Origin of the sequence: Pontibacterium sp. (genome assembly GCF_964228735.1) — a bacterium.
Classification (GTDB): Bacteria; Pseudomonadota; Gammaproteobacteria; order Pseudomonadales; family Balneatricaceae; genus Pontibacterium.
Window position 1 is genome coordinate 23,873 of record NZ_CAXRBQ010000082.1, and the last position, 24,925, is coordinate 48,797.

Annotated in this window: 22 protein-coding genes and 1 tRNA gene; 8 read left to right on the forward strand and 15 right to left on the reverse strand. The window is 53.5% G+C overall.

Going from position 1 to position 24,925, the window contains the following annotated elements; all coding sequences use genetic code 11:
* Positions 1–5: 5 nt before the first annotated feature.
* The 3 genes from ACEQ15_RS08925 to trmH form a co-directional block, all read right to left on the reverse strand.
* A complete protein-coding gene (locus tag ACEQ15_RS08925; protein WP_370278794.1) occupies positions 6–2,888 on the reverse strand; it encodes an SNF2-related protein in 2,883 nt (960 codons plus the stop codon).
* Positions 2,889–3,016: 128 nt separating this feature from the next.
* Positions 3,017–4,219, reverse strand: a complete 1,203-nt coding sequence (gene lhgO, locus ACEQ15_RS08930; protein WP_370278823.1) for an L-2-hydroxyglutarate oxidase — start codon at positions 4,217–4,219, stop codon at positions 3,017–3,019.
* Between the two features lie 71 nt (positions 4,220–4,290).
* A complete protein-coding gene (gene trmH / locus ACEQ15_RS08935; protein WP_370278795.1) occupies positions 4,291–5,004 on the reverse strand; it encodes a tRNA (guanosine(18)-2'-O)-methyltransferase TrmH in 714 nt (237 codons plus the stop codon).
* Between the two features lie 118 nt (positions 5,005–5,122).
* Here trmH and ACEQ15_RS08940 point away from each other — a divergent pair, with 118 nt between their 5' ends.
* The 3 genes from ACEQ15_RS08940 (at position 5,123) to arsJ (ending at position 8,640) form a co-directional block, all read left to right on the forward strand.
* Positions 5,123–5,989, forward strand: coding sequence for a prephenate dehydratase (locus ACEQ15_RS08940; protein WP_370278796.1), 867 nt, complete (start codon positions 5,123–5,125; stop codon positions 5,987–5,989).
* Between the two features lie 423 nt (positions 5,990–6,412).
* Complete coding sequence (locus tag ACEQ15_RS08945; RefSeq protein ID WP_370278797.1) at positions 6,413–7,417, forward strand: ArsJ-associated glyceraldehyde-3-phosphate dehydrogenase; 1,005 nt, start codon at positions 6,413–6,415, stop codon at positions 7,415–7,417.
* Entirely contained in the window at positions 7,417–8,640 is a 1,224-nt protein-coding gene (arsJ, locus tag ACEQ15_RS08950; protein WP_370278798.1) for an organoarsenical effux MFS transporter ArsJ, read from the forward strand. Before ACEQ15_RS08945 ends, arsJ begins: the two co-directional genes overlap by 1 nt.
* Positions 8,641–8,691: 51 nt before the next feature.
* Here the strand turns inward: arsJ and ACEQ15_RS08955 are convergent, their stop codons facing one another.
* From ACEQ15_RS08955 to ACEQ15_RS08975, 5 genes are all read right to left on the reverse strand, one after another.
* The gene (locus ACEQ15_RS08955; protein ID WP_370278799.1) at positions 8,692–10,257 is read right to left on the reverse strand and encodes an EAL domain-containing protein; all 1,566 of its coding nucleotides are present in this window, start codon (positions 10,255–10,257) and stop codon (positions 8,692–8,694) included.
* Positions 10,258–10,389: 132 nt separating this feature from the next.
* Positions 10,390–11,358, reverse strand: a complete 969-nt coding sequence (locus ACEQ15_RS08960) for a hypothetical protein (RefSeq protein WP_370278800.1) — start codon at positions 11,356–11,358, stop codon at positions 10,390–10,392.
* Between the two features lie 140 nt (positions 11,359–11,498).
* Positions 11,499–12,293, reverse strand: a complete 795-nt coding sequence (gene tcdA, locus ACEQ15_RS08965; protein WP_370278801.1) for a tRNA cyclic N6-threonylcarbamoyladenosine(37) synthase TcdA — start codon at positions 12,291–12,293, stop codon at positions 11,499–11,501.
* 30 nt (positions 12,294–12,323) lie between these two features.
* Positions 12,324–12,536 (reverse strand): hypothetical protein, encoded by a 213-nt coding sequence (locus ACEQ15_RS08970; protein ID WP_370278802.1) that lies wholly within the window; start codon positions 12,534–12,536, stop codon positions 12,324–12,326.
* Between the two features lie 46 nt (positions 12,537–12,582).
* Complete coding sequence (locus ACEQ15_RS08975; protein WP_370278803.1) at positions 12,583–13,308, reverse strand: TIGR01621 family pseudouridine synthase; 726 nt, start codon at positions 13,306–13,308, stop codon at positions 12,583–12,585.
* 173 nt (positions 13,309–13,481) lie between these two features.
* Between ACEQ15_RS08975 and ACEQ15_RS08980 the strand changes: the two genes are divergently transcribed.
* Both ACEQ15_RS08980 and ACEQ15_RS08985 read left to right on the forward strand, forming a co-directional pair.
* Positions 13,482–15,116, forward strand: a complete 1,635-nt coding sequence (locus tag ACEQ15_RS08980; protein ID WP_370278804.1) for a VRR-NUC domain-containing protein — start codon at positions 13,482–13,484, stop codon at positions 15,114–15,116.
* Between the two features lie 67 nt (positions 15,117–15,183).
* On the forward strand, positions 15,184–16,380 hold the full coding sequence (locus ACEQ15_RS08985) for an aromatic amino acid transaminase (RefSeq protein ID WP_370278805.1): 1,197 nt from the start codon (positions 15,184–15,186) through the stop codon (positions 16,378–16,380).
* 15 nt (positions 16,381–16,395) lie between these two features.
* Here ACEQ15_RS08985 and hda read toward each other — a convergent pair whose 3' ends face one another.
* Genes hda through ACEQ15_RS09000 form a run of 3 tightly spaced genes read right to left on the reverse strand, consistent with a single transcriptional unit; the run spans position 16,396 to position 19,254 of the window.
* The gene (hda, locus tag ACEQ15_RS08990) at positions 16,396–17,100 is read right to left on the reverse strand and encodes a DnaA regulatory inactivator Hda (protein ID WP_370278807.1); all 705 of its coding nucleotides are present in this window, start codon (positions 17,098–17,100) and stop codon (positions 16,396–16,398) included.
* Positions 17,101–18,183, reverse strand: a complete 1,083-nt coding sequence (locus ACEQ15_RS08995) for an AI-2E family transporter (RefSeq protein ID WP_370278808.1) — start codon at positions 18,181–18,183, stop codon at positions 17,101–17,103. It abuts the gene before it with no gap.
* A 6-nt stretch (positions 18,184–18,189) separates the two neighbouring features.
* Entirely contained in the window at positions 18,190–19,254 is a 1,065-nt protein-coding gene (locus tag ACEQ15_RS09000) for a DUF2066 domain-containing protein (protein ID WP_370278809.1), read from the reverse strand.
* A 140-nt stretch (positions 19,255–19,394) separates the two neighbouring features.
* Between ACEQ15_RS09000 and purM the strand changes: the two genes are divergently transcribed.
* From purM to ACEQ15_RS09015, 3 genes are read left to right on the forward strand one after another with little or no spacing between them, the layout of a single operon-like run.
* Complete coding sequence (gene purM / locus ACEQ15_RS09005) at positions 19,395–20,453, forward strand: phosphoribosylformylglycinamidine cyclo-ligase (protein WP_370278810.1); 1,059 nt, start codon at positions 19,395–19,397, stop codon at positions 20,451–20,453.
* A gap of 3 nt (positions 20,454–20,456) precedes the next feature.
* The gene (gene purN, locus ACEQ15_RS09010) at positions 20,457–21,101 is read left to right on the forward strand and encodes a phosphoribosylglycinamide formyltransferase (RefSeq protein ID WP_370278811.1); all 645 of its coding nucleotides are present in this window, start codon (positions 20,457–20,459) and stop codon (positions 21,099–21,101) included.
* Positions 21,102–21,128: 27 nt separating this feature from the next.
* A complete protein-coding gene (locus ACEQ15_RS09015) occupies positions 21,129–21,845 on the forward strand; it encodes a DUF3108 domain-containing protein (protein WP_370278812.1) in 717 nt (238 codons plus the stop codon).
* Between the two features lie 228 nt (positions 21,846–22,073).
* On the opposite strand, the gene ACEQ15_RS09020 is transcribed toward ACEQ15_RS09015, so the two are convergent.
* From ACEQ15_RS09020 to modA, 4 genes are all read right to left on the reverse strand, one after another.
* Positions 22,074–22,149 (reverse strand) — tRNA-Glu (locus ACEQ15_RS09020).
* Positions 22,150–22,323: 174 nt separating this feature from the next.
* Positions 22,324–23,415: a molybdenum ABC transporter ATP-binding protein gene (gene modC, locus ACEQ15_RS09025; protein ID WP_370278813.1), complete on the reverse strand. Its 1,092-nt coding sequence runs from the start codon at positions 23,413–23,415 to the stop codon at positions 22,324–22,326.
* A complete protein-coding gene (gene modB / locus ACEQ15_RS09030) occupies positions 23,415–24,089 on the reverse strand; it encodes a molybdate ABC transporter permease subunit (RefSeq protein ID WP_370278815.1) in 675 nt (224 codons plus the stop codon). The genes modC and modB overlap by 1 nt, the downstream gene beginning before the upstream one ends.
* Positions 24,090–24,092: 3 nt before the next feature.
* Positions 24,093–24,869, reverse strand: coding sequence for a molybdate ABC transporter substrate-binding protein (gene modA, locus ACEQ15_RS09035; RefSeq protein ID WP_370278816.1), 777 nt, complete (start codon positions 24,867–24,869; stop codon positions 24,093–24,095).
* Between the last annotated feature and the right edge of the window lie 56 nt (positions 24,870–24,925).

The following is a 24,925-nucleotide window of genomic DNA, read 5'->3' on the forward strand; positions in this document are numbered from 1 at the left end:
CTTGGTTACACAATTCGCCAGCGGATGGTAAACAGCTTTTGGGTACTGCTTTTCTGGTGCATCTGCTGTTCTAAAGCATCAATATGCTGGTCGCGACGCGCCTCAATAGCATCTTCCACATCGAAGATCTCCTGGCGCTGGCGGCGCTGGGTACGCTCTAGCCGCTTGATCGCTTCCTGTGCTTCTTTTTGTTCACCAATGGTGTGTGCCTGACGGGAGAGTTTCTTGGCTTGTTTTAGCTCGGCACGGGTATCATCAAGCTGTTTTTGTGCCGACTTCATCTGATCGTCGGCCCAGGCTTCCAACTTGTCGCGTTCCCGCTGGAAGTATTCATTATTTTCATCCAGCAACTTACTCAGTTTAGCGTCAAGCTGACGCGTGGCATTTTCTGCAAGCATCAGCGGCGGTTGTTGTTCAGCAACAGATTCCGCGTTCCCCGGAAGCAAAAACAGGTCACTGCACTGCTCCATGTCCAGCATTAGCCCATCATCGGTAAATGCGGTAAATACAAGGTGCTCTTCATTCTGGAAGCTTGATAGCTGAAGCTGATTCAGCTCCAACCATCCAGACTGTCCCTTTAAGCCATCCAGAGAAGAAAGTTTTTTGCTAAAGGCCGACAGGTTAAATTTCACCCGAGCAGTTACAGCATCCAGTCGTCTGCCACGGTCTAAGACCCACTCCCCCAGCGGATGCCCTAGGCGATAGGTATAAGCGTGTTCTAATGCGGGCTGGTGCTTATCCTTACTGGTCAGTTGATACAAGCCTTCGGATATAGCGACGCTGTTCGGTGACTGTACGAGGTCGAACGACAAATTTGAAGGCGAAAACTTCGCATGCGAAGACAGCACATGCCGCGTTAACTCCCAGAACATACGCCCCATCTGGTCCAATTGCTGTTGCGCTTCCTCGTGACGGATTTTGAGTTTGTCGTGAATATTAGCGTCGAAGTGCTCAAACAGTTTTTCGCGGGTTTCATCCATCCGCTTGGCTATATCGTCTTCCAGCTCTCGCTGTAACTGATCGAACGCGGCTTGTATCTCTACAGGATCACGGCATTCGTTGTAGATGGCTGCAATACGTTTTTCGATATCGAGCCCCGATTCGATACTGCCCAAAACATCATCCGACGCCCCAAACAGACCATCAAAAAGCTGAAACTTGTGACTGAGCAGTTCCAACACTCTTCGGTCAGCTTCATTTCGGGTGTTCAGGAAGTTGATAACAACTACATCGTGTTTCTGGCCATAACGATGACAACGGCCAATGCGCTGCTCAACCCGTTGTGGATTCCATGGCAGGTCATAGTTGATTACCAAGCTACAGAACTGGAGGTTTACACCTTCAGCTGCGGCTTCCGTCGCAATCAAGATTTCTGCATCAGATCGGAAATGGTCGATAATCGCTGTGCGCATATCCACCGCACGGCTGCCCGTAATCTGATCGGTGCCCCGGCTTTTTTCCAGCCAGCGTTGATAGATTGCACGGGAACCTGGGGTATTATTACTGCCGCTAAACAGTGCGACCTTTCCACCGTAACCATGGCGCTCCAGATAACTGGCGAGATAATCCTGGGTACGGCAGGACTCGGTAAATATCACAGCCTTACGTTCTGCACCACGTTGCGCCATCTGTTCAAAGCCCTGAGACAAGGCCGTTAGCAACGCTTCCGCTTTCGCATCATCATGGATCAGCCCTGCCAGAGCCCTGTACTGCTCCAGTTCGGCAATTTCACCGCGCAGTTTGTCCAGATCAATAGGGATAACAGGCTGCGTAACATTGTATTGCGCTGATTCCTCAGCCGCTTCTAGCAGTTCATCGTCAAAATCATCGTCCAACAGGTCATCCGGCCATTCATCATTTGCGGCTGACAAACAGCTCTTTTCTTCCAGCTTTCGCAGCCGTTTCAGCAAACTATCCAATGTTTTACACACCGCCGCTGTAGAAGACGCCAATAGCTTTCGTACAACCAGAGTAACAAGATGCCGTTGCTGTAACGGTACACCATAACTGTCTGCGCGCTGCAGATAAGCTGAAACCGAGTAGTACAGGCGTAGCTCATCCTCTGACGGGACAAACTCACAGGTATGGGCTTTACGTTCGGTATATGGCACATATTCCAAAACCTGTTTACGCAAAGTCCGATGAACAAACTCCTCCAGTCGCCCTTTCAGCCCGAACAGGTCACTCTCACTGCGCATATATTGCTGTCGGAAGCTGGTTTTATCACCAAAAAGGTTTTCATCAATGATGGTGGAGAGTCCATACAGCTCCAACAAACTATTTTGTAACGGTGTCGCTGTTAGTAAGAGTTTCTTACAGCCAGCAAAGGTTTCACGAACGCAGTTACCAATAACATTGCTGTCCTGATGCGCATTTCTGAGTTTGTGTGCTTCATCTATAACCACCAGATCCCATGGTATCTGACGAAGCTGCTGCTCCATACGTTTAGCAAACTGATAGGAAAATATCGAAATAACAGGTTGGTCAAAGGGATCGACTATTCCTTGCTGTCGCTGCCGCGTCCAAGTTTTGTTGTCCAAAACCTGCGTTGGTAGATGAAACTTTTCAGTAAGTTCATTCGCCCACTGCTTTCGTAACGCCGCCGGGCAAATAACCACAATATGGCGCTTTCTTTCCGCCCAAAGCTGTGCCATAACCAAAGACGCTTCTATGGTTTTCCCCAAACCAACTTCATCCGCAAGTACAACGCCTTTTACCAAGGGGTTCTGAAGTGCGAAGAGTGCTGCATCTATTTGGTGGGGATTTAGATCAACGGTTGCATCAAAGAGAGAGCTTCCCAACCGACCGATATCACCACCTCTACGCTGGCGAGTCAGTTCAAAAGCGAAATATTTGGCATGAAAGTCTGTGATTGACGACGACTGCATGACGAATCCTTATGTACAGAACAGTGTTTCGTCATTTTGTATCAAGTGACTGCATTCAGCAAAGACTCATTGGTCTGTGCATGTAGCTACATTCTTGTTTAGCCAAACAGACACTTCGTACATCTTACTCAATACACATCATCTACCTGTCGCGACAGGCGCTCGACGATATGCTGCCCGATCGGGATTGCCGAGGTCGCCGCTGGCGATGGCGCGTTGCACACAATCAGTGTGCGTTGGGTGCTTTCGAACAGGAAGTCATCCACCAGATTGCCGTCTTTTGTCACCGCCTGGGCACGGATACCGGCAGGATAGGGCTTCAGGTCGTCCACATTCAGTGACGGGCAGTACTTCTGCACCAACTTCAGGTAGCCCGGTTTGCTGCGGGAGTTTTTCAGCTCACTCAGGCTGGCGCGGAAGTGTTTGCGTAGCAAGCGCAACAGCCCCGGGTACTGCAACATCTCGGCGCTCTCTTTCAGGCTGAACGAATTGCGCTCGTACCCTTCGCGTTTGAACGCCAACACGGCGTTTGGACCAACGGTTACCGTGCCGTCAATCATGCGGGTCAGGTGTACGCCCAGGAACGGCAGGTCCGGATCAGGAATCGGATAGATCAGGTGATTCACAATCTCATTGTGGGCCTGGTCCAGCAGGTAGTATTCGCCACGGAAGGGGATGATGCGAAAGTGCGGTTCTTTACCCAGCATCTGCACAATGCGATCGGACTGCAAACCGGCACAGGAGACCATATAACGGGCGTGGTAACGGTCATCGTGGCCATACGCGGTGATGCGGTCGGCAAACTGCTCCAGCCCCTGCACCTCGGTTTCGTAGAGGATCTTGCCGCCTTTGGATTGTACGACTTCCGCCATCTTGCGGGTAATTTCCGCGTAATTGACGATACCGGTGGAAGGCACAAAGATCGCGCCGACACCATTGATATTGGGCTCGCGCGCCCGCAGCTGTTGCTGATCCAGTACCTCGATCTCCAGCTCGTTCTGCGCGCAGCGATCGATCAGCGCCTGCATCCGTTCCAGCTCCAGGGCGTCGGTCGCCACCAGCAGCTTGCCGCACTCATCGTACTTGATGCCGTGCGCGTCACAGAACGCTTTGGTCGCCCGGTTGCCCTCTTTGCAGAACTTGGCTTTCAGGCTGCCCGGTTTGTAGTACACCCCGGCATGGATTACACCGGAGTTGCGGCCGGTCTGGTGTTTCGCCGGTGCAGATTCCTTCTCCAGCACCAGCACCGTGCAACCGGCATAAGCCTCCTGCAGCTGCATCGCGGTGGACATCCCAAGGATGCCTCCGCCAATCACCATAAAATCGTAAATGGGCCGTGGCTGCCGTTGCTTCAAACCTTATCTCCGTATCCTGCTGTCAGACTCTGTCCGTTGTATTGAAATCAATCGAATTTCGGCCACTCAAAGCGCGCAGCTTCACCGGCCTGAACCTGTTTGTTCCAGCCAACCGCATCCACCATCTCACCCATCCCATTGTATTCCGGGTAAGCCAGGCCGCGCTCTCGGCAGAAATCGACAATAATCGGGTTGGACCATTCAAACAGGGTATAAGCGAGCTCTTCCGGCGGCAGACGGGACTCGTCATACAACCCCGCTTTCATGCGCTGGTGCTGGGCTTCCACCAGAATAATCCCGGCCGCCGTGGATACGTTCAGCGATTCCACCATGCCCATCATCGGCACGATGATATGTTCATCCGCCAGTTCCTGCCCCTCTGCGCTGACACCGTATTTCTCCGCACCCATGAGAATTGCACAGGGTTCGGTGTAATCGATCTCCCGGTAGTCCACCGCCTTGTCAGACAAGTGTGCCGCGTAGATCTTCATCCCCTTGGCGCGTACCGTATCGGCAGCTTCCTGAAAGGTCTCATGGCAGCGCAGCTTGACCCAGCGGTCGGACCCGCGTGTTGTGCCACGATAGAGCGGATAACCCTCTTTCGGATTGATACTGTGAATCTCATGGATACCCACCGCATCGGCATTACGGATCAATGCCGCCAGGTTGCGGGGTTTATGCACACGATCGGCGATCAGGGTCAGGTCCGGCTGGCGACGCAACAGCGTGCTCAGCAACTTCTGCTGGCGTTCAGGGGTCATCACGAACTCGATGTAGAATGGAGTCGCCACCTTACCAAAGGGGCAATTTTTTTCCAGTTATCCCGGGGCCTGTGCGATAATATGTCCCCTTTTTATTCTTGGTTGTACGGATTACATCATGAGCGACTCAGCAAAAATTATCGCCTACCAGGGCCAACCCGGCGCGTATTCCCACCTGTCCTGCACCCGTGCTTTTCCGGAGATGGAAGCACATGCCTGCGAAACCTTTGCAGAAGCGATGTTTATGGTGGAAGACGGCAAGGCTGAGCTGGCGATGATTCCGCTGGAAAACTCCACTGCCGGCCGTGTAGAAGAGATCTACCGCCTGATGCCAAAAACCCAGCTGCACATCGTGGGTGAGCACTTCGAACCGGTAAACCACTGCCTGTTGGGCCTGCCGGGCACCAAGCTGGAAGATCTGAAAACTGTATCTTCCCACCCACAAGCACTGGCACAGTGTCTGGAACACACCAAAGAGTTGGGCCTGCAACCGGTGGCAAGCCTGGATACCGCAGGTTCTGCGGCAGCACTGGCGAAAGCCGGTAAGAAAGAGTATGCAGCGATCGCCTCCAGCTTGGCGGCAGAACTGTATGGCCTGGAGGTGCTGCGTGAAAACTTCCAGGATAAAGCCGGTAACACCACCCGCTTCCTGATCCTGTCCCGCGACAATGTTGTGCCGGAGTTCGATCCAAAGAACAAATACATGACCACCATTATGTTCACCGTACGCAACATTCCAGCGGCCCTGTACAAGGCGCTGGGTGGTTTCAGTACCAACGGCGTGAACATGGTGAAGCTGGAGAGCTACATGGCATCCGACACCATGACCGTATCCAGCTTCCACCTGGATGTGGAAGGCCACGTAAACCAGAAATCGATGCAATACGCGCTGCAGGAGCTGGACTTCTTTGCCCGTGAAGTGCGCATCATGGGTACCTACGACGCACACCCATTCCGCTACCGTGAAGATGTGATCGTCGAGTAAGCACTTGCAACACAAACAACGACAGAAAAATTAAAAGTTATTGTTTTATAGACCAAAGTACAGTGTTGCACTGCAACATTCCGTACCATACTGAAATCGTGGTTTAGTGATCTCTTCGATGAACACTTTCCGCATCCCATCTTCAACTCTGTCCACTCGCAGAGTTAACACAGATTCTACCCCTCCCATCAGGGAGGGGTCTTTTTATCTACAGCCCCCAATTCCAACCGCCCTACTCACACCCCATGGCATCGTGTCATTCGCCTTTCTATAAGCCGTATATACTTCAGCGAGCCCGTCATTCAATTCATACCATTGAGATGAATTTGTGATGAACGGCACCACAACGCTGGACAGAAAAACATATGGCAAATAACATATGTGAAATTTCATATATAACCCCAATATTTCTGGAGAATATCCATGGGCATCAAAGTAGGTATTAACGGTTTTGGCCGCATGGGCCGTCTGGCATTGCGCGCTGGCTGGGACTACCCGGAACTTGAGTTTGTACAGATCAACGATCCGGCGGGTGATGCTGCCACCTTTGCCCACCTGCTAAACTTCGACTCCGTGCACGGCACCTGGCGGCACGAAGCCACTGCTGAAGGCGACAACATCCAGATTGGCGATCAGACTCTGCGCTTCAGCAGCAACAGCGCCATTGCCGATACGGACTGGTCCGGCTGTGACCTGGTGATTGAAGCCAGCGGCAAATTCAAGCAAGTGGATGTGCTGAACACCTACCTGGATCAGGGCATACAGCGTGTGCTGGTGACGGCACCGGTGAAAGAGGAAGGCGCGCTGAATCTGGTGATGGGTATCAACCATGACCTGTTTGAACCGGCTGAACACCGGATCGTGACTGCTGCGTCCTGCACCACCAACTGCCTGGCGCCGGTGATCAAGGTTGTACACGAGAAGCTGGGCATCCGTCACGGCTCCATGACCACCATCCACGACATCACCAACACCCAGACCATTCTGGATGCCCCCCACAAGGATCTGCGTCGCGCCCGTGCCTGTGGCATGAGCCTGATTCCAACCACCACCGGTTCTGCCAAGGCGATCACCGAGATCTTCCCGGACCTGAAAGGCCGCCTGAATGGTCACGCGGTGCGTATCCCGCTGGCCAACGCATCCCTGACCGATATGGTGTTTGAGCTGGAACGCAGCACCACCATCGACGAGGTGAACGCGCTGTTTAAGGAAGCGGCAGAAAACGAGTTGAACGGTGTACTGGGTTATGAAGAGCGTCCGCTGGTATCGATCGACTACCGCACCGATCCGCGCTCCAGCATCGTAGATGCCCTGTCCACCATGGTGGTGAACGACACCCAGCTGAAGATCTACGCCTGGTACGACAACGAATGGGGTTACGTAAACCGCACGGTTGAGCTGGCGAAACACATCATGGCGGCGGGTTGATGATCGGCGCTATCTCCAATTTATCAGCGGAGGTACGCCAGTACCTGCTGGTAACCGGTAACTACTGGGCGTTCACCCTCACCGACGGTGCCTTGCGCATGTTGGTGGTGCTGCATTTCCATCAGCTTGGCTACAGCCCGCTGGAGATCGCGCTGCTGTTCCTGTTTTACGAGTTCTTCGGCGTTGTTACCAATCTGGTTGGCGGCTGGCTGGGAGCCCGCATCGGCCTGAACAAAACCATGAACATCGGCCTCAGCCTGCAGGTCATTGCCTTGCTGATGCTCACGGTGCCGGCCAGTATGCTCACCGTGCCCTGGGTGATGGCCGCGCAGGCGCTGTCGGGGATCGCCAAAGACCTGAACAAGATGAGCGCCAAAAGCTCGGTGAAGCAGCTGGCCAAGGCCAAAGTGGACGGCCAGGTGGAAGGCCATCTGTACAAGCTGGTCGCACTCCTCACCGGTTCCAAGAACACCCTGAAAGGGGTGGGTTTCTTCCTGGGTGGCACCCTGCTCACGCTGGCGGGTTTTGCCGGTGCCGTCTGGATTATGATCGGTGGCTTGTCGCTTGTTCTGTTGATGAGCCTGATCAAGCTGAAAGAGGATCTGGGCAAGGCGAAGAACAAGCCGAAATTTTCCGAAGTGTTCTCCACCAGCCCAGCCGTGAACAAGCTGTCTGCGGCGCGCCTGTTCCTGTTTGGCGCCCGCGACATCTGGTTTGTGGTTGCCCTGCCGGTTTACCTGAGCAGCGTGTTTGGCTGGGATCACTGGGCGGTAGGTGGCTTCCTCGCCAGCTGGGTGATCGCCTACGGCTTTGTACAAGCCGCAGCCCCCTGGATTACCGGCCGTCGCAGCGGCAAGCATCCGGATGGGATAAGCGCATTACGCTGGGCGCTGGCGCTCACGGCAATCCCGGCACTGATCACTGTTGGTCTAGAATGGAGCCCACAACTCATATTACTGGGTGGGTTGGTGTTGTTTGGTGTGCTGTTTGCGATCAACTCATCGCTGCACAGCTACCTTATCGTCAGTTACGCCAAGGAAGATGGCGCTTCGATGGATGTAGGCTTCTACTATATGGCCAACGCCGCCGGCCGCCTGATAGGTACGTTGCTGTCCGGCTGGATGTTCCAGGCCTACGGTCTGGAAGCCTGCCTGTGGGTTTCGGCGCTGTTCCTGCTGATCACCAGCGGATTGTCGCTGGCATTACCACGCCATCGCACATAAGCGGTTATACCGGGGTAGGTTCAGATGCCAGCCCCGATTTCACCTGACTTTCTAACGTAAACAGGTCTCAGACACCTGAACTTCACCCGCCTCAGTTTGAAGCAGTGTCTGTTTCAACTGCGCTTCAGGCATCGGTTTGCCAAACGCCCAGCCTTGTCCAAAGCGGATCCCTGCCTCCTTTAGGGCTTGGTGTTGCATATCGTTCTCGATCCCTTCAGCGACAATCACTGCATCCAATTCTTCAGCAATAGCCACAATGTGCGGTACCAGGCTGGAGCGGATACTGCCCTCTTCGATGTCGGTCACAAAGCTGCGATCCATCTTCAGGATATGGCAGTTGGTTTTCTTTAACTGCACCAGACTTGAGTAGCCGGTACCGAAGTCATCGATGGCGATCAGGTAACCGGCATCGGTCAGTTTCTGAAACAACGAACGAAACTCGGTATCGTGCAGTTCCGCATCCTCGATGATTTCAAGGATCGGTTGCACGTTCATACCACGGAAGTAATCATTCTTGATCAGGCAATTCACGTTCTGTTCGGTGATATCCTGGGGAAACAGGTTCACACTGAGCCTGAACTGATCGGGTAATGGCCCAATACTCTGTAGTCGTTCAGCCACATCGCGCAGCATAAAACTCGTAAATGCCCAGGTCATCCCCTGCTGTTTAATTACCGGCAAAAACTGATCCGGGAACAGCAGGCCAGAGGAATCCTGGTAGCGTGCCAACGCTTCGCAACCAATCACACGTCCGGAGGTCAGATCCACAATTGGCTGGAACTGCGCATAAAACGAGCCACTACGAAATCCTCGCTGCACCCGTGCAGAGAGAGACAGGTAACGGGCGAGCGCACGCTTCAGAAAGACGAAGAGACAGAGCGACGATAGGAAAGCCAGCGCGCTGATCAACACAATGGACGATTCGTAGAGACGAATAAACTGACTTGGAGTCAGGCGTGACGCGATACAGACTGGGTGCATAACGCTACACACTTTATAGTCCCGCACCATGGCCAGTGGCGCCGACGGAGCGCTGTCCACATCCGCGATCAGCTGTTTCTGGCCCAGCAGATGGTAGTAGGTGTTATTGCCAAACAGGGAGATCTCCCACTGGTATTCCGAGGGGATATCACTCTCCAGGTCTTCCGGGCGCAATACCGCGTTGAAGTCACCCTTTTTTAGGAGGATTGCGTGATACGCCTCGTCAAACAGTATCAACTCGTGTTCGATCCACACATCAAACGCCTTCGCTTTGAATGTGGGATAGGAACCAAAGAACGGAGCAGGAAGAATACCCAACCCGGTGGTACACACCAGGTCTTTGCCTTCAAAATAGCCCACGTCCTTGATTAGCTGTGAACGAAAGACCGCCTGACGCATACGCAACAGCGTAACGTTGGTGCATCTGGAATAGGTTTCTGTATTGAGGGAATCGAGTGCCATGACGGTGTCGTCAAACACGCCTTCGATCATGGTCAGCACACGGGAAGCCGATGTTTTTTGCTTTTCCGTCGCCTCGGCACTGATAAGAAAAAACAACCCAAGGAAAATGGCCGCTCCGAACACAGCACTGATAATCAGGATAAAAAAATCAGCTCGTTTTTTGAGCGCCTGCACAGCCAAGCATCCTAAGAATCTTCGAATAATAGCGCTAGACTAGTACAAACCTGAATGCCTATTCAATTATTAATTAGCGCCTGCTGCTGATCTATCCAGGCGCTAACTTAACTATCAGTTAAAACAGCAGGATCAGATTACAGGTTTGTTTACAGACAGGCTCTGCAGCGATTCTCGTGTCAGTTGCACCTGCGTACGTGCCATACCGTACAACGGTGCCTGTGCTAAGAAATCATCAAAAGCGCGCACCCAATCCACTTTTTCACTGGTGTTTCCTACAGCACCTCCATCCCGCTCCAGACCCAACAGCTGATGGGCGTGTGTCATAAGAGAAAACGTTTCAATCCCCACACGGCCCTGCTGAAACAGAAACTGTGCCGCCCCACGCAGCTCTGCAGGTGAAGCCTGGCGGGGGTTAAACTCTCCGCCCAAGGCACAGCTCAGGTCACACCCCTGTGTCCCTAGCTGGTAAGGCATGACAGCATTAAATCCCGTGCTACTGCCGGCCATCAGCATCAATTGACGCACATAGTCGTCCAGCATTCCGGCTGCGGACGCCTGTTGCCGGTTAGTGCCCTGCTCGCGTTCAAGTGCACTGACTGCCATCGCCAGACTGTGTTTCACGCCCAGTCCGGTAATCGTTTGCAGCAAGCGGCTGTTGCTCTGCCCCCAGCCAAATATCTGCTGCTCGACGCCCCACAGCTGCATCATCGATAGATCAGATATCAGGAAATCATCTTCCAGACGCGTGGAAATGCCGCCGACACCGAAGCGGATATCCACCATCGCCTGGATGTCGTAGCGCATCATCTCGTGGGCTACCTGGCGGGCACGCTCTTCAAAGCGCTCGAAGTCCGCCGCCGTTTCCCGCATAACCGCTTCCGGGGCATTGAAGATCCTCTTGTAGTCCGGAATTTCCCAATGACTCAACAGTGATTCTTCTGCGCCGGTCAGCGCCATCACGGCGTTGGCCTCTGTTTCAGTGGTACTTCTCACCGCCATCTCCTGCTGAAACATCTGAGCAAATCCGCGGTCCTGCTGCAGCGGATCAAAGCGGAACGGTTCGGTGGATAAAACGGGCATCGGTCTGTTGAGTTGCATACATCACCTCCGGATCAGGTAAAGGTGACGCAGCAAATCCCAGGCCAGATTGCTAAGTTATTGAGCAATAAAAGGAATGGAAAGGGAGGAATTAAAACGCACGTTTGGGAACGGCAACGGGGTGCCGTTCCCGGCAAAGATCAGAGTTTGCCTTGCCGCTCAGCGCGCTCGACGAGCTTTTTCAGAACGCGTGATACAGCCACAAAGCCAAAGGTTGCTGTGACACAGGTTGCCGCCCCAAAACCACCGGAGCAGTCGAGACGGGTATTACCGTCGGTAATACTTTTCTGCTGGCACACCGAACCGTCCGGTTGTGGATAAACCAGCTGCTCGGAGGAGTACACACACTCCACCGCGAAACGACGGCCGCTCTTGCTGAAACCGTAATGCCGACGCAGGTAGTTGCGCACCTTGGCCGCCAACGGATCTTGGGAGGTTTTGGACAGATCCGCCACTTCCACGCGGGTTGGATCGGTCTGACCACCAGCGCCACCCACAGTGACAATCGGAATCTTACGGCGGTTGCAGTGGGCGATCAGCGCAGCTTTCTCTTTCACGCTGTCAATTGCATCCACTACGTAATCAAAGTCGTTGGTGATCAGTTCGGGAATATTGTCACGGGTGATGAAGTCTTCCACCTCATCGATCTGGCATTCCGGGTTGATTAGGCGCATACGCTCTGCCATCGCCTCCACCTTGGAGCGGCCGATATTGCCGTCCAGTGCGTGGATTTGACGGTTGGTGTTGGTAATGCAGATATCATCCAGGTCGATCAGGGTAATCCTGCCGATCGCCGTGCGGGCAAGTGCCTCTGCTACCCAAGATCCCACACCGCCGATGCCGACCACACAGACGTGGGAGCGACGGTACAACTCAGTGGCATCATTGCCATACAGGCGGCGGGTGCCACCAAAGCGGTTATCAAAGTCGGACACGGTATTGCTATTCTCTGTAACCAATCGCGATCAGAAGTCTTCGTCGGTCAGCTCGGTCACAATGACCTCGCCACACTTGCTGCACTTGCCTTCGATGAAAACGGTATCGTTGAGTTCGTACTCAACCGGTTCACCCATGCCGAGGTTGGCTTCCATACAGTTATCGCACCATGTCTGCTCCAGAAAAGCTTTCTGCTCCTCTGCGTCACGGGCAAAAAAATCGCGCTCAATGCGTTCGCTCATCGCTCAACTCCGGCTATGTTTCAGAAGACGCCAATCATACTGTGATCTATTTGCGGCTACCAGCATCCTCACCGTCGGGCAGGTGCTGCTGAATGCGCGGCCATATCAGCGCCCAGGGCTCAGCGTACTCTTCTGCGATCAGGTCACGGCAATCCTGGTCAAACAGCTCTCCAACCTCCGGCGGGCGCGTGAAGCGGTAGTTTTCCCCCTTGAAGGGGAAGCTCAGGCTGTAGGCGTGTAGATAGGTGCGATCAGTCGGGCTATCAGTCTGTTCGTGATAAAGCGGATCACCAATAATTGGTGCACCGATGCTTTTCAGAGCAACGCGGATCTGGTGAGTTTTGCCGGTCAGGGGCTTTAGCAAAAACAACCGGATGCCCGGCTTCAAAGAAGCACTGAAAAACTGGGTAACGGCGGGCCTGATCTGGGTCTTGGCCAGACGCCAGGCTCCACGGCGGGCACGGGTCATATCCCCGATAATGGCGCCCTGTTTTTTCTTCGGCTTTCGGTCCGACAACGCCAGGTAGTACTTCTCAACCAGATGTTCGCTGAACGCGCGGGAGAGTTCGGAGGCAGCGGCATGATTGCGGGCAAACAACATCAAACCGGAGGTCACCTTATCGAGCCTGTGTACGGGCATCAGTTCGTCATAACCACGGTCAGCCTTGAGCTGCATCGTCAGCCCTGTGTCTTCCTGGTCTTTGTGTACGGAGAAACCCGGCAACTTGTCGATCAGTACAAACTCTTCGTTTTCCTCAACGATGCGGTACATAGATCTGGCCTCAAAAAGGTGGGGATCTTGCGGCAGCGCTGTATGAATTGCAATCCGCTTTTTCATACTTATTTGAGCTTAGTTTAGCTGCCGTTCTCCCCTAGCCTGGGAATTATCCGTACAATTTATTGATCCAGGTAACCTTTCGCCAATAACTGGCAGGAAACAACACAGTGGGAAATCCAGCGACTGTAGAGGTTGATCCGCTCTACTATCTGCATAACTTTAACCAACTCCTCGACACGATCGAGCAGCTACATCTGGACCTGCTACACGAAGAGGATCATCAACTCCTGACGCGTTATCAACAACTATCGCAACCCGCACAACAGCTGTACATCCGCCTTATATGCCGCCGAGCGATGTACTTTCGCCCTAGCAAGCTCAACTATCCTGAGATTCCCAATCTGGAGCAGGCTGCCAATGAACTGGACCGCCAGAATTTACTGGTATTAAACCCGACACTCAGTGCCCACGAACTGAGCGCCTTGATGACGGCACAAGAACTGAAATCAGCACTGCAACAGAAAGGCTCGCGACGTAAATCTGAGCTGATTGAGATTCTCGACTCACGACTCGAAGGCCAGCCTGCCGACGCGACACAATGGCAAACACTACTACCCGAACAGGTGTACCAACCACTGGGACGTGAGAGCATCGAACGCTTTCGTTTGATCTACTTCGGCAACCTCTACCAGGACCTATCCCAGTTTGTGGTGACCGATCTGGGCCTGATGCGGTTTGAACCTTACCCTTTGGATCGGGCCACCCGCGCCTTCAACAACCCGGAAGAACTGGACCAGTACCTGCACCTGCAACGCATCAGCGAATGTCTGGAGGAAGGCGAACAACCTTCCGAAGATATGCTGGCAACGATGTCTGCCGCGTCAGAGTGCCAGCGCCTGGAGCACAAACGTAACCGCCTGATCAAAGCCGCCGGTCAGTTGCTCGAACGCAGCAGCGATCTCGAATCTGCAATTCCCCTCTACCGAAGCGCCACCCTGCCACCTAACCGAGAGCGGTATGTCCGAACCCTGTTTAAGGCAGAGCAATATTCAGCTGCGCTGCATGCCTGCGAATCCCTGTCTAAACACCCACTCAATGCGGAAGAGGAGGCATTTTGTAAAAGCTTTACGCCGCGTATAAAACGTAAATTGGGTGGACCGCCGGTATCTGCAACTAAAACCAGCTTTCAGAGTGAGCAGCTCTGCCTGCCGGATGGCGGCGACCGGGTGGAAGAGCAGGTCATCACCCACTATCAGTCACTCGGTTACGAGGGAATCTGGTGTGAAAACGAACTGTTCAACGCCCTGTTTGGACTGCTGTTCTGGCAACAAATTTTCACACCACTGCCCGGGGCTTTCAGCCATCCGTACCAACAGGCACCACTGGATTTTAACAGCCCGGATTTTGCCAAACGGCGCGAAGCAATGTTCAATGCCCGCCTGAACGCACTAGCAAACCTTGATCTTTATGATGAAGCGATAAGGCAGTTTGCGAAGAGCGATGGGCTCGCCAATCCGTTTATAAATTGGAAACGGTTTGACCGGCAGCACTTGGCAGCACTGTGCGAGAGAATTCCTGCCAACCAGTTGCTGCAGATCCTGCGATGCATCTGCTTCGACCATCAGGCCTACCGCTCCGGATTTCCCGACCTGTTCGTCTGGCATCCCCACACGGATGAATACCTGTTGGTCGAGGTTAAAGGCCCAGGTGATCAGCTACAGAACTCCCAGAAACGCTGGTTAAACGTGTTTGAGGAGATCGGTATTCAATACAGGATCAGCTGGGTTTCGCGACCGGTATAAAATCACAGAACTTTTCAACGCCCCCCTATGGTCTAAGCTGACAGAGAGTCATAAGGGAGGTTTTGTTATGCTGCAAGCGATTGAAGTAGGCCCTACCGATCCTATCCTGATGATGCTGGCGCAATACCACGCCGATCCCAATCCTGAGAAGATTGACTTAGGCATCGGTGTCTATCGCGACAACAAAGGACGCACCCCTATCCTCAAAGCGGTCAAAGAGGCAGAAGCGATCCTGCTCAAGGAGGAGGCCAGTAAAGCTTACCTGGGCCCTGCCGGGGACCAGCGCTTTAATGCCTTAATCACCGACCTTCTACTGCACGATCCCTTGCGCAACCAACCGGACATGGCCCAAAACCTATGCACACTGCAAACACCGGGTGGAACCGGCGCACTGCGTGTAGCAGGTGATCTAATCGCACACGCCAATCCGGGGGCTACTATATGGCTCTCCAACCCACCCTGGGTAACCCACCGCCCCATCTTCAGCTCAGCCGGTTTACGCCTGGGATATTACCGCTACTTTGATCCAAGCACCCGAGGCCTGGATTTCGAGGGTATGATAGACGATCTGAAAGACGCTGCTCCCGGCGATGTGGTGCTGATCCAGGTTGCCGGTCACAACCCTTGTGGTTGTGACCTGAATATCGAGCAGTGGGAGCAACTCTCTGCACTGCTGGCCGATCTGGGCGTCACCCCGCTGCTGGACCTGGCCTATCATGGGCTTTGCACCGGCCTTGAAAGCGACCTGCTCGGCTTGCGCGTGATCGAGCGTAGCCACGCAGAGTGGATGCTCACCTACTCCGCTTCAAAGACCTTTGGCATCTATTTTGAACGCACCGGCGCCCTGCTGATCAAGTGCAAAGAGAAAGCGATCTGCGACGATGTGCGCAGCGAAGCTCTGAATCTAATCTGCGGCAATTACTACATGCCGCCGGGACACGGCGCATCGGTGGTACGTACGATACTCGAGAGCGAAGAACTGGGGCAGATGTGGCGTAAGGAACTGGAGAAAGCACGTCACCGCATTTCCAAATGCCGCAAACTGTTGTCTGATTCTCTTAACGGTACCACCGCGTGGCACTATAACTTCCTCAACCACCAGCGCGGCATGTTCAGTTATCTTGGCCTGAACGAGGCTCAGTTATCAGCACTGCGTGAAAATTATTCGCTCTACGTCGGTACGGGTGGACGCATCAATGTCGCGGGTATCAACGAGAAAAACGTGGAAAGGATTTGCGAAGCGCTAAAAGCGGTACAGAGATAGTATGTGGGACAGGGATTACATCCCTGTCACCTCTTTCACGAACGGAATGGTCACTTTACGCTTGGCGCTGAGTGATGCCTGATCCAACTTATCCAGCAGGTCATACAGGTCTTTCATATCGTGGCTGGTATGGGAGAACAGGTACTTCACTACGTCCTCTGCCAGATCAATGCCACGGGATGCAGCGCGTCGCACAAATACATCACGTTTATATTCTTCTGCGAGCGGATGGATCTGCGAGGTAATACCCCAGGTCATACGAGACAGCAGATCGGGCAGTTGAACACCCAGCTTCTGCGGTGCGGCATTTGCCGCCATCACCAGGCAGTTATTCTCCTGACGCATGCGGTTAAAGAAGTGGAACAGCCCCTCTTCCCACTTTGCATCACCGATAACCTTTTGCACGTTATCCAGACAAACCAGATCCAGGCGTTCCATCCCTGCCAGAACAGCCGGCCCCATTAGCTCCAGTTCATCCAGCGGCAGGTACGCCGCGCTGCGCTTCATGTCCTGTGCCTGGTAGTAGCACGCCTGCAACAGGTGTGTGCAGCCCACCCCTTCATCGCCCCAGATGTAGAGGAATTGTTCCCCATCGCCACCGGCGGCGGCTTTCAGCGTCGCACACGCAAGCTCATTGCCCTGCGGGCCAAAGTTCTCGAAGCGCGTGTCATCGCGCAGGCTAACGCTGAGAGGAATCTGAAACGGAATATGACTGTTCATTTAAGAGATCGAACTATCCTCGGGCTCATCATGGGCATAAAGACTGCTTCCTTTATAACCTTCATGCAGGTGGCGTAGCAACACCATAATCACTGCGGCTACCGGCAATGCCAGCAACACGCCCACAAACCCAAATAACTGGCCCCCTGCCATGATGGCAAAGATGACCGCAACCGGATGCAAACCTATTTTATCACCAACCAGCAGCGGGGTAAGCAACATCCCTTCCAGCATCTGTCCGATGCCAAAAACCAGAGCCACCCATAAGAGGACGGTCGGATCGTTAAACTGGATAAGGGCGGCTATCAGCGCTGCCGCGATACCGATAATAAATCCCATATAGGGAACGATACTCGCAAGGCCCGCCAGCATACCAATAAGCAGCGCGAGATCAAGCCCTACGATCCATAGGCCTATTGCATATACCACCCCAAGGGCAAACATCACCAGTAATTGGCCCTTCATAAAGGCACCAAGTACCTCGTCACACTCTCTTGCCCAAAGCGAAACACGGGGCTCGACGTTGCGCGGCAGCAGACGCTGGATCTTATCCATCATCACATCCCAGTCGCGCAGCAGATAAAAGGTCACAACCGGGATCAACACCATATTGGCCGCCCAGCCCGCAAGTGCCAGTCCGGAACGGGTAATACCCGCTGCGATCTGCGCCATGATGTCACCGGTCTTCTGCCAGTCTTTCAGGATCAGTTGCTTCAGCATGTTCAGATCAAAGGCGTTTGGATCAATGCCCATGTTGACCTGTAACCATGGCAGGAAACGCGCTTCGACCAGATGGAAGACTTGAGGGATCTGCTGCACCAACACCTGGATCTGGCGACCGAGGTTAGGCAGGAACAACAGAAAGATCATGGTCATCACGACCGTCAGAAATGCAAAGACGATCACAACGGCGGTGGTACGGGAGCAACCCCATGCTTCAAGCCGATCGGCCATTGGATCGGTCAGGTAGGCCAGCAGTGCACCTGCCAGAAACGGCGTTAGGATAGGCGCCAACAGATAAACACCGCCGCACAGTATCAGTGTTACAACAAGCAAAAACCAGCGTTGCGATCCGGTCAGCATGATCTGTTATCTCAGCCAGCGATAGTTTAGGGTCAACCCGGTCAGATCTTCGCCAGTGGTTTCTGCCGGCACCAGCTGCGGCTGCAGGCTCAGGAGCTGCTCGAGCTGCTCCAGATTGCCGTCCAGCTCAATCGACAACTGCAATGTGTTCTGCTGCATCGCCACCGTGTGCACCGAAGTCACCGCTGGCAATGAGCGCATGTAATCAACAATATCAATATAGTCTGACAGGGTGTTTACGTTACTGATACGTACTTCCAAACCTTCCAGGCGATAGCTGTAACCGCTGCTGGTCAATGCGGAAAACAGTTTATCGGCAGTCTGATCGATCACCTCGGGCAGCTCGCGATTGATGGCGCCGGACCCGGAAAAACGCTGCGTGTTTTCACCGCTGATCAGCAACCACTGGTAACTCCAGTTGCCGGATGATATCTGAATCAGACGTCCTGCCAGGATCGCATCCGCCTTGTAGCGGGCAGAAGCGTCCGAGATAGAGGACTCAAACAATCCCCACAAATCACTGACCGGCAGTGTGCGCTGATCCGCCAGATCAAGCAGCGGCAGACGCAGCGGTAAACCACGCTTGGCAGCGGCCGCTCTGACCTTGTCGTAAATGTAACCGTCGGGTGACAGGTAATCACGCTGCCCCTGCTGCTGAGCGGCCAGCCAGACCACCAATGAAGGACGTACCGCCCCCAGTGGCTTTTCGCCCGCCGATGCCAGCAGGTTATCCACAGCGACCTGGTCAAAATCCAGTTTCAGGACATAGGCGATTTGAGCCTGACCATTGGCTTCAACTGCCCGTTGCGCGGCCCGGTAACCAAACTGCTGCAACATCTGTTTGGCATTGCGCGTGCCTTCCAGAATGATCGGCTGCGAGAGAATATCGCGATTGCCGGCTACCTTGACCAGCACATCCTGCAGCCCCTGACGCACCAGCTTGGTGGATGGTTCGCCGTATTGCTGGGCAACCAGCTGCTCGCTACTGTAAAGATCTTCCGCTACACCAGCCGTGGCAAACGGACTGATCAGGAGCAGAACGGAGAGGAAAACGACACGAATACTATCCATGAATCGGCTCAAATCACGCGAATCGACTAATTTCGGCCCTAAACTTTATCACAACATGGCTCGGCTACCATCAAGCTGATAGAATACACGCGAAAATTTATCTCCAATTGTCCTCACGTAGGTGAAAGGTTTACTACTCCATGTCTACCGGTTCTGACAACACTTCTCTGAGCTATAAAGATGCTGGCGTTGATATCGACGCTGGTAACGCCCTGGTTGACCGTATTAAGGGTGTGGCTAAAAGCACTGCACGTCCTGAAGTTATGGGCGGTCTGGGTGGTTTTGGCGCACTGTGCCGTATCCCACAGGGTTACAACAAGCCAGTACTGGTTTCCGGTACTGACGGCGTAGGAACCAAGCTTCGCCTGGCGATGGATCTTAAGAAACACGACACTATCGGTATCGACCTGGTAGCAATGTGTGTAAACGATCTGGTTGTAGCGGGTGCTGAGCCACTGTTCTTCCTGGACTACTACGCAACTGGCGCACTGAACGTTGATACTGCAGCAGACGTTGTTACCGGTATCGGCAAAGGCTGTGAACTGGCAGGTGCGGCACTGGTAGGCGGCGAAACCGCTGAAATGCCAGGCATGTACGAAGGCGAAGATTACGACCTGGCTGGTTTCTGTACCGGTGTTGTAGAAGAAGACGAGATCATCGACGGCTCCAAGGTTAAAGTCGGCGATACGCTGATCGGTCTGGCATCTTCCGGTCCTCACTCCAACGGTTACTCCCTGATCCGCAAGATCATCGAAGTACGTGGTGCTGACCTGAACGAAACCATCGACGGTAAGCCTCTAGCTGACGCCCTGATGGAGCCAACCCGTATCTACGTTAAATCCCTGCTGAAGCTGATCAAAGAGAGCCAGGTTAACGCCCTGTCTCACATCACTGGCGGCGGTCTGCTGGAAAACATCCCTCGTGTACTGCCTGCAAGCGCTAAAGCAGTTATCGATCTGAACTCCTGGGAACTGCCAGCCGTGTTCCAGTGGCTGCAGGCACAGGGCAACGTTGAAACCACCGAAATGTACCGCACTTTCAACTGTGGCGTGGGCATGGTGATCTGTGTTCCTGCAGAAGAAGCGGACAACGCCCTGAACGTGTTGAAAGCCGCGGGCGAAGACGCTTGGGTAATCGGTTCTATCGAAAACGCAGCTGACGGCGAAGAGCAGGTAGAACTGCGCGGCACGGAGGCGTAATTCATGCCAAAGCGGATCGTTGTCCTGATCTCCGGCAGCGGCTCCAACCTTCAGGCAATCATCGACGCGACCCAGAGCGGTCGCATCGATGGTGAAGTGGCAGCAGTTCTGAGCAACAAGGCCGGTGTATTCGGCCTTGAGCGCGCAGCTAATGCCAACATCCCAACTGAAGTACTGGACCACAAAGCCTTTGATTCCCGCGAGAGCTTTGATGCAGCGATGATGGAGCTGATCGACAGCTACAATGCGGATCTGGTTGTACTGGCGGGCTTCATGCGCATCCTGACACCGGAATTTGTACGCCACTACGAAGGTCGGATGCTCAACATCCACCCTTCCCTTCTACCGAAATACAAAGGCCTGAACACCCATCAGCGTGCGCTGGATGCGGGTGATCAGGAACACGGCTGCACGGTCCACTTCGTAACCGAAGAACTGGACGGCGGCCCATCACTTGTTCAGGGACGAGTAAGCATCGAACTGGATGATACAAGTGACAGCCTGCAGCAAAAGGTGCACGTGCGCGAACACCAGATCTACCCTCTGGCGGTAGAATGGTTCTGCGCAGAGCGTGTAAGTTGGACTCCGGAAGGCGTAATCTTCGACGGCCAGCCAGCCCCTGCTGAAGGCATTCAGTTCCAGCCGTAATGGCATCATAGAGATAAGGATTACACCATGAGAAAGACGATCACCCACCTGTGCACAGCCACACTGGCAACTGCGATCATCTTTAGCCCTGCAACCTACGCTGCAGACTCAGGTGCAATCAAAGCCTTCCAGGCCACCTACACTGTGGTTTCGGAAGGCTCTGTCTCACTGAAAGGCGAAAGCACGCGCAGCCTCAGTCAAAACGAACAGCAGCAATGGCTGCTGCAGTCGCAGGCATCGGCATTTTTCGCCAGCATTAAAGAGTCCAGTCTGTTCTCTGTTGATCAAAACCAGATCACACCTCACCAGTACACCTACAATCGCAAGGTTCTCGGCAAAACTCGCAAGGCTAACCTGAGCTTTGACTGGCAAAACCAGACCGTGACCAACGATGTAGAAAACAAACCCTGGAAAATGGAGATTCAACCAGGCGTACTGGATAAGCTGAGCTACCAACTGCAACTGCAGGCTGATGTAGCTGCAGGTAAAAAAGAGTTTACCTACGCAGTTGCCGATGGCGGCCGACTCAAAACCTATAGTTTTGCCGTGGCCGGTGAAGAGACCATTGAAACTCCGGCAGGCAATTTCAAATCGATTCGAGTTGAGCGGGTTTACAAAGACAACAAGGATAGCCAGACACTAATCTGGTTTGCTCCTGCACTGGATTTCCAGTTGGTAAAACTGTTCCGTCAGGAGAAAAAGGATAAAACCTATTCCCTTCTCCTCAAGAAAAACGACAGCTAACACACCGCCAGAACACGGCCCGGGCGACACACCCCACCCGTCGCCCAGCACACGCTCTCCTGCACTTTTCATTCTGTACAACATCAGACAAAGCCGGGCTAATCCAGACCAGAAAAACTCTGTGGATAAACAGTGCTCATACGCAAAAAATCACTCTAAGACAGAGTTATTCACACGCTAAGATAAATATTTTGAAGGTAATTTCGCCCTGAACAAGAGCAGAAGAAATGGCGTCCCATAGGGGGTTCGAACCCCTGTTACCGCCGTGAAAGGGCGGTGTCCTAGGCCACTAGACGAATGGGACGCATAGGACTCTTTCGAGCTTTGATGCTTCAGCTTTCAAATAACTTACTTATAAATCAGCAAGTTATTCAAATCCGAGCTAGTTGCCAGCTCGTCTCCCGAAGACGGGGCGTATAATACCCCAGGCAGATTTTACGTCAACACTTTTTTCATATTTTTGACATCGTTCTGCGAATTATTCGAGGACAGCGACAGATTTAACCTGTACCCATACCTGCTTCCCCACCACCAGTTGCAGCTTATCCACAGAACGCGCCGTAAGCCGGGCAAGAACCTTTGTCTCACCTGCAGTAAGCCTTACCATCACAACACCTGGGCGACCTCGCTCAGCCAGCTCAGTCACCATTGCCGGTATAAGGTTCAACATACTCTGATCTTCGTGCTTATCCAGTGCTATGCTCACGTCACGTGCAAGCACTCGAAGACGCAAGCGACTGCCAATCTCCAACCCCTCTTCCGGCAACCATAAACTGCCACCGTCAAACTCCGCACGACTCAGATGCCAACGCGTATCACGCTCTGCGATACGCGCCCGAATCACCACACCTGCCTCTTCACCCACAAACACCGGAAGATCAATACGCGATAAGGTATCACTCAACGATCCGGATGCTACAACCCTACCCTGCTCAAGCACCACCAGATGATCCGCCAACCGTGCTACTTCATCCGGTGAATGGGTTACGTACAGGATAGGGATCGACAACATCTCATGCAGCCGCTCAAGATAGGGGAGAATCTCCTGCTTGCTACGATGATCAAGCGCGGACAGCGGTTCATCCATCAAGAGTACCCGAGGACTGGTCAGCAATGCACGAGCAATAGCCACACGCTGTCGCTCTCCGCCGGACAGTTTGTCAGGCATTCGATCCAGCATCATCTCAAGCCCCAACCATTGAACCGCCTCATCAAAACTGATCTGGCGTACCTCTGGCGGGATGCGCTTATAACCGTATTCCAGATTTCGTTTTACACTGAGATGGGGGAAAAGACTGGCCTCCTGAAACACGTAGGCCAGTGGGCGCTGGTGCACAGGCTGAAAATACCCGGCGTGCTGCCAACACTCGCCACCCACATTGAGATCGCCCTCCGCCTTGTGCAGACCGGCAATACAGCGCAACAGAGTTGTCTTACCCGATCCGGAATGCCCAAATAGCGCCGTAACACCTTTTGCTGGGAGTGACAGGTCCACGTCCAATGTAAATCCACCCAGGATCGCCTTGAATTTGGCCTCGATGGTTTGCGCCCCTCCCACGGATCCCTGCATCAGCGCACACTCCTGTTCAGGCGACCGTTGACCATGTACAACACCAGTAGAACTGCAAAAGAGAACAGCAACATACCACCTGCCAGCAGGTGCGCCTGGTCATACTCAAGTGTTTCCACATGATCGTAGATTGCAACCGATAGTACCTTGGTTTCCCCCGGGATATTGCCGCCAATCATCAGTACAACACCAAACTCACCCACCGTATGCGCAAACGCCAACACCGCGGCGGTCATAAAGCCCGGCCGCGCCAGAGGCACCGCAACCGTCAAGAATCGATCCCAAGGGGAGGCACGCAATGTAGCAGCGACCTCCAGCATACGAACACCCTGCGCTTCAAACGCATTCTGTAGCGGCTGAACAACAAACGGCAGGGAATAAAACACCGAGGCCACCACCAGACCGGCGAAGGTAAACGGCAACGTGCCCAATCCAAGCGCTTGGGTAATCTCACCTACCATACCCTGGGGACCCAGCAGCAACAGGAGATAGAATCCAAGTACCGTTGGTGGCAGCACCAAAGGCAGCGCAACTACCGCAGCAACCGGTTGTTTAAGCCAATGTGTAGTGCGGGCCAGCCACCAGGCAATCGGCGTACCCACAAACATCAAGGTAAATGTGGTAATCCCTGCCAGCTTTAACGTGAGCCAAACCGGCTGCCAGTCAAATTCCAACACCTACTCCTTAGCGATTCTTTCAAAGACACCGTAACCCGCACTCTGAATCACAGCACGAGCTTTATCTGATTTCAAAAACGACACAAATGCGTGCGCAGCAGGATTTTCCTTTCCACGCGTGAGCAACACCGCCTGCTGCTCTATTGACGCAATCTGCTGCTCAGACGGCTCCCAAAGACTTCCTGTACCACTTTGCCAGCTTTTAATCTGGGCCAAGGCAACAAAACCGAGCTGGGCATTGCCGGTCGCAACAAACTGGAAGGTCTGAGCAATGGAATCTCCGCGCACGACCTTTTTCTTTATCGGTTGCCACAACCCCTGCGCTTGCAAGTATTGAAGTGCGGCCTGACCATAGGGTGCGGTTTTAGGATTGGCGATAGCTAAACGCGCAAATGATCCAGCAGCCAGAAATTCCGGCCCGGTTCTCTGATCAAACAGGTCAGGATCTGCACTCCAGAGCACCAGCTTGCCCTTGGCATAGGTGAAATCAGTGCCCTTCACGGCCAACCCTTCCTTTATTGCACGCTGCGGGCGCGCCACATCTGCCGAAAGAAAAACCTCGTAGGGTGCTCCATGCTGAATCTGCGCATAGAGCTTACCGGTAGAGCCGTAACTCAGTTTTACCCGATGCCCCGTTTGTTGCTCGAACAGAGGCACCAACTCGCGAGCCACGCCGGTAAAGTTCGCCGCAACCGCCACCGTCACACGTCCAGCAAATACCGAAGTTGCATTCAGCAAACCCGAAAGCGCCAAGATGATAATTACTGCCCGTAACACACAGCACCTCTATGTTGATTCAATATTGACCACTATACGTACACTTTATCGCTATA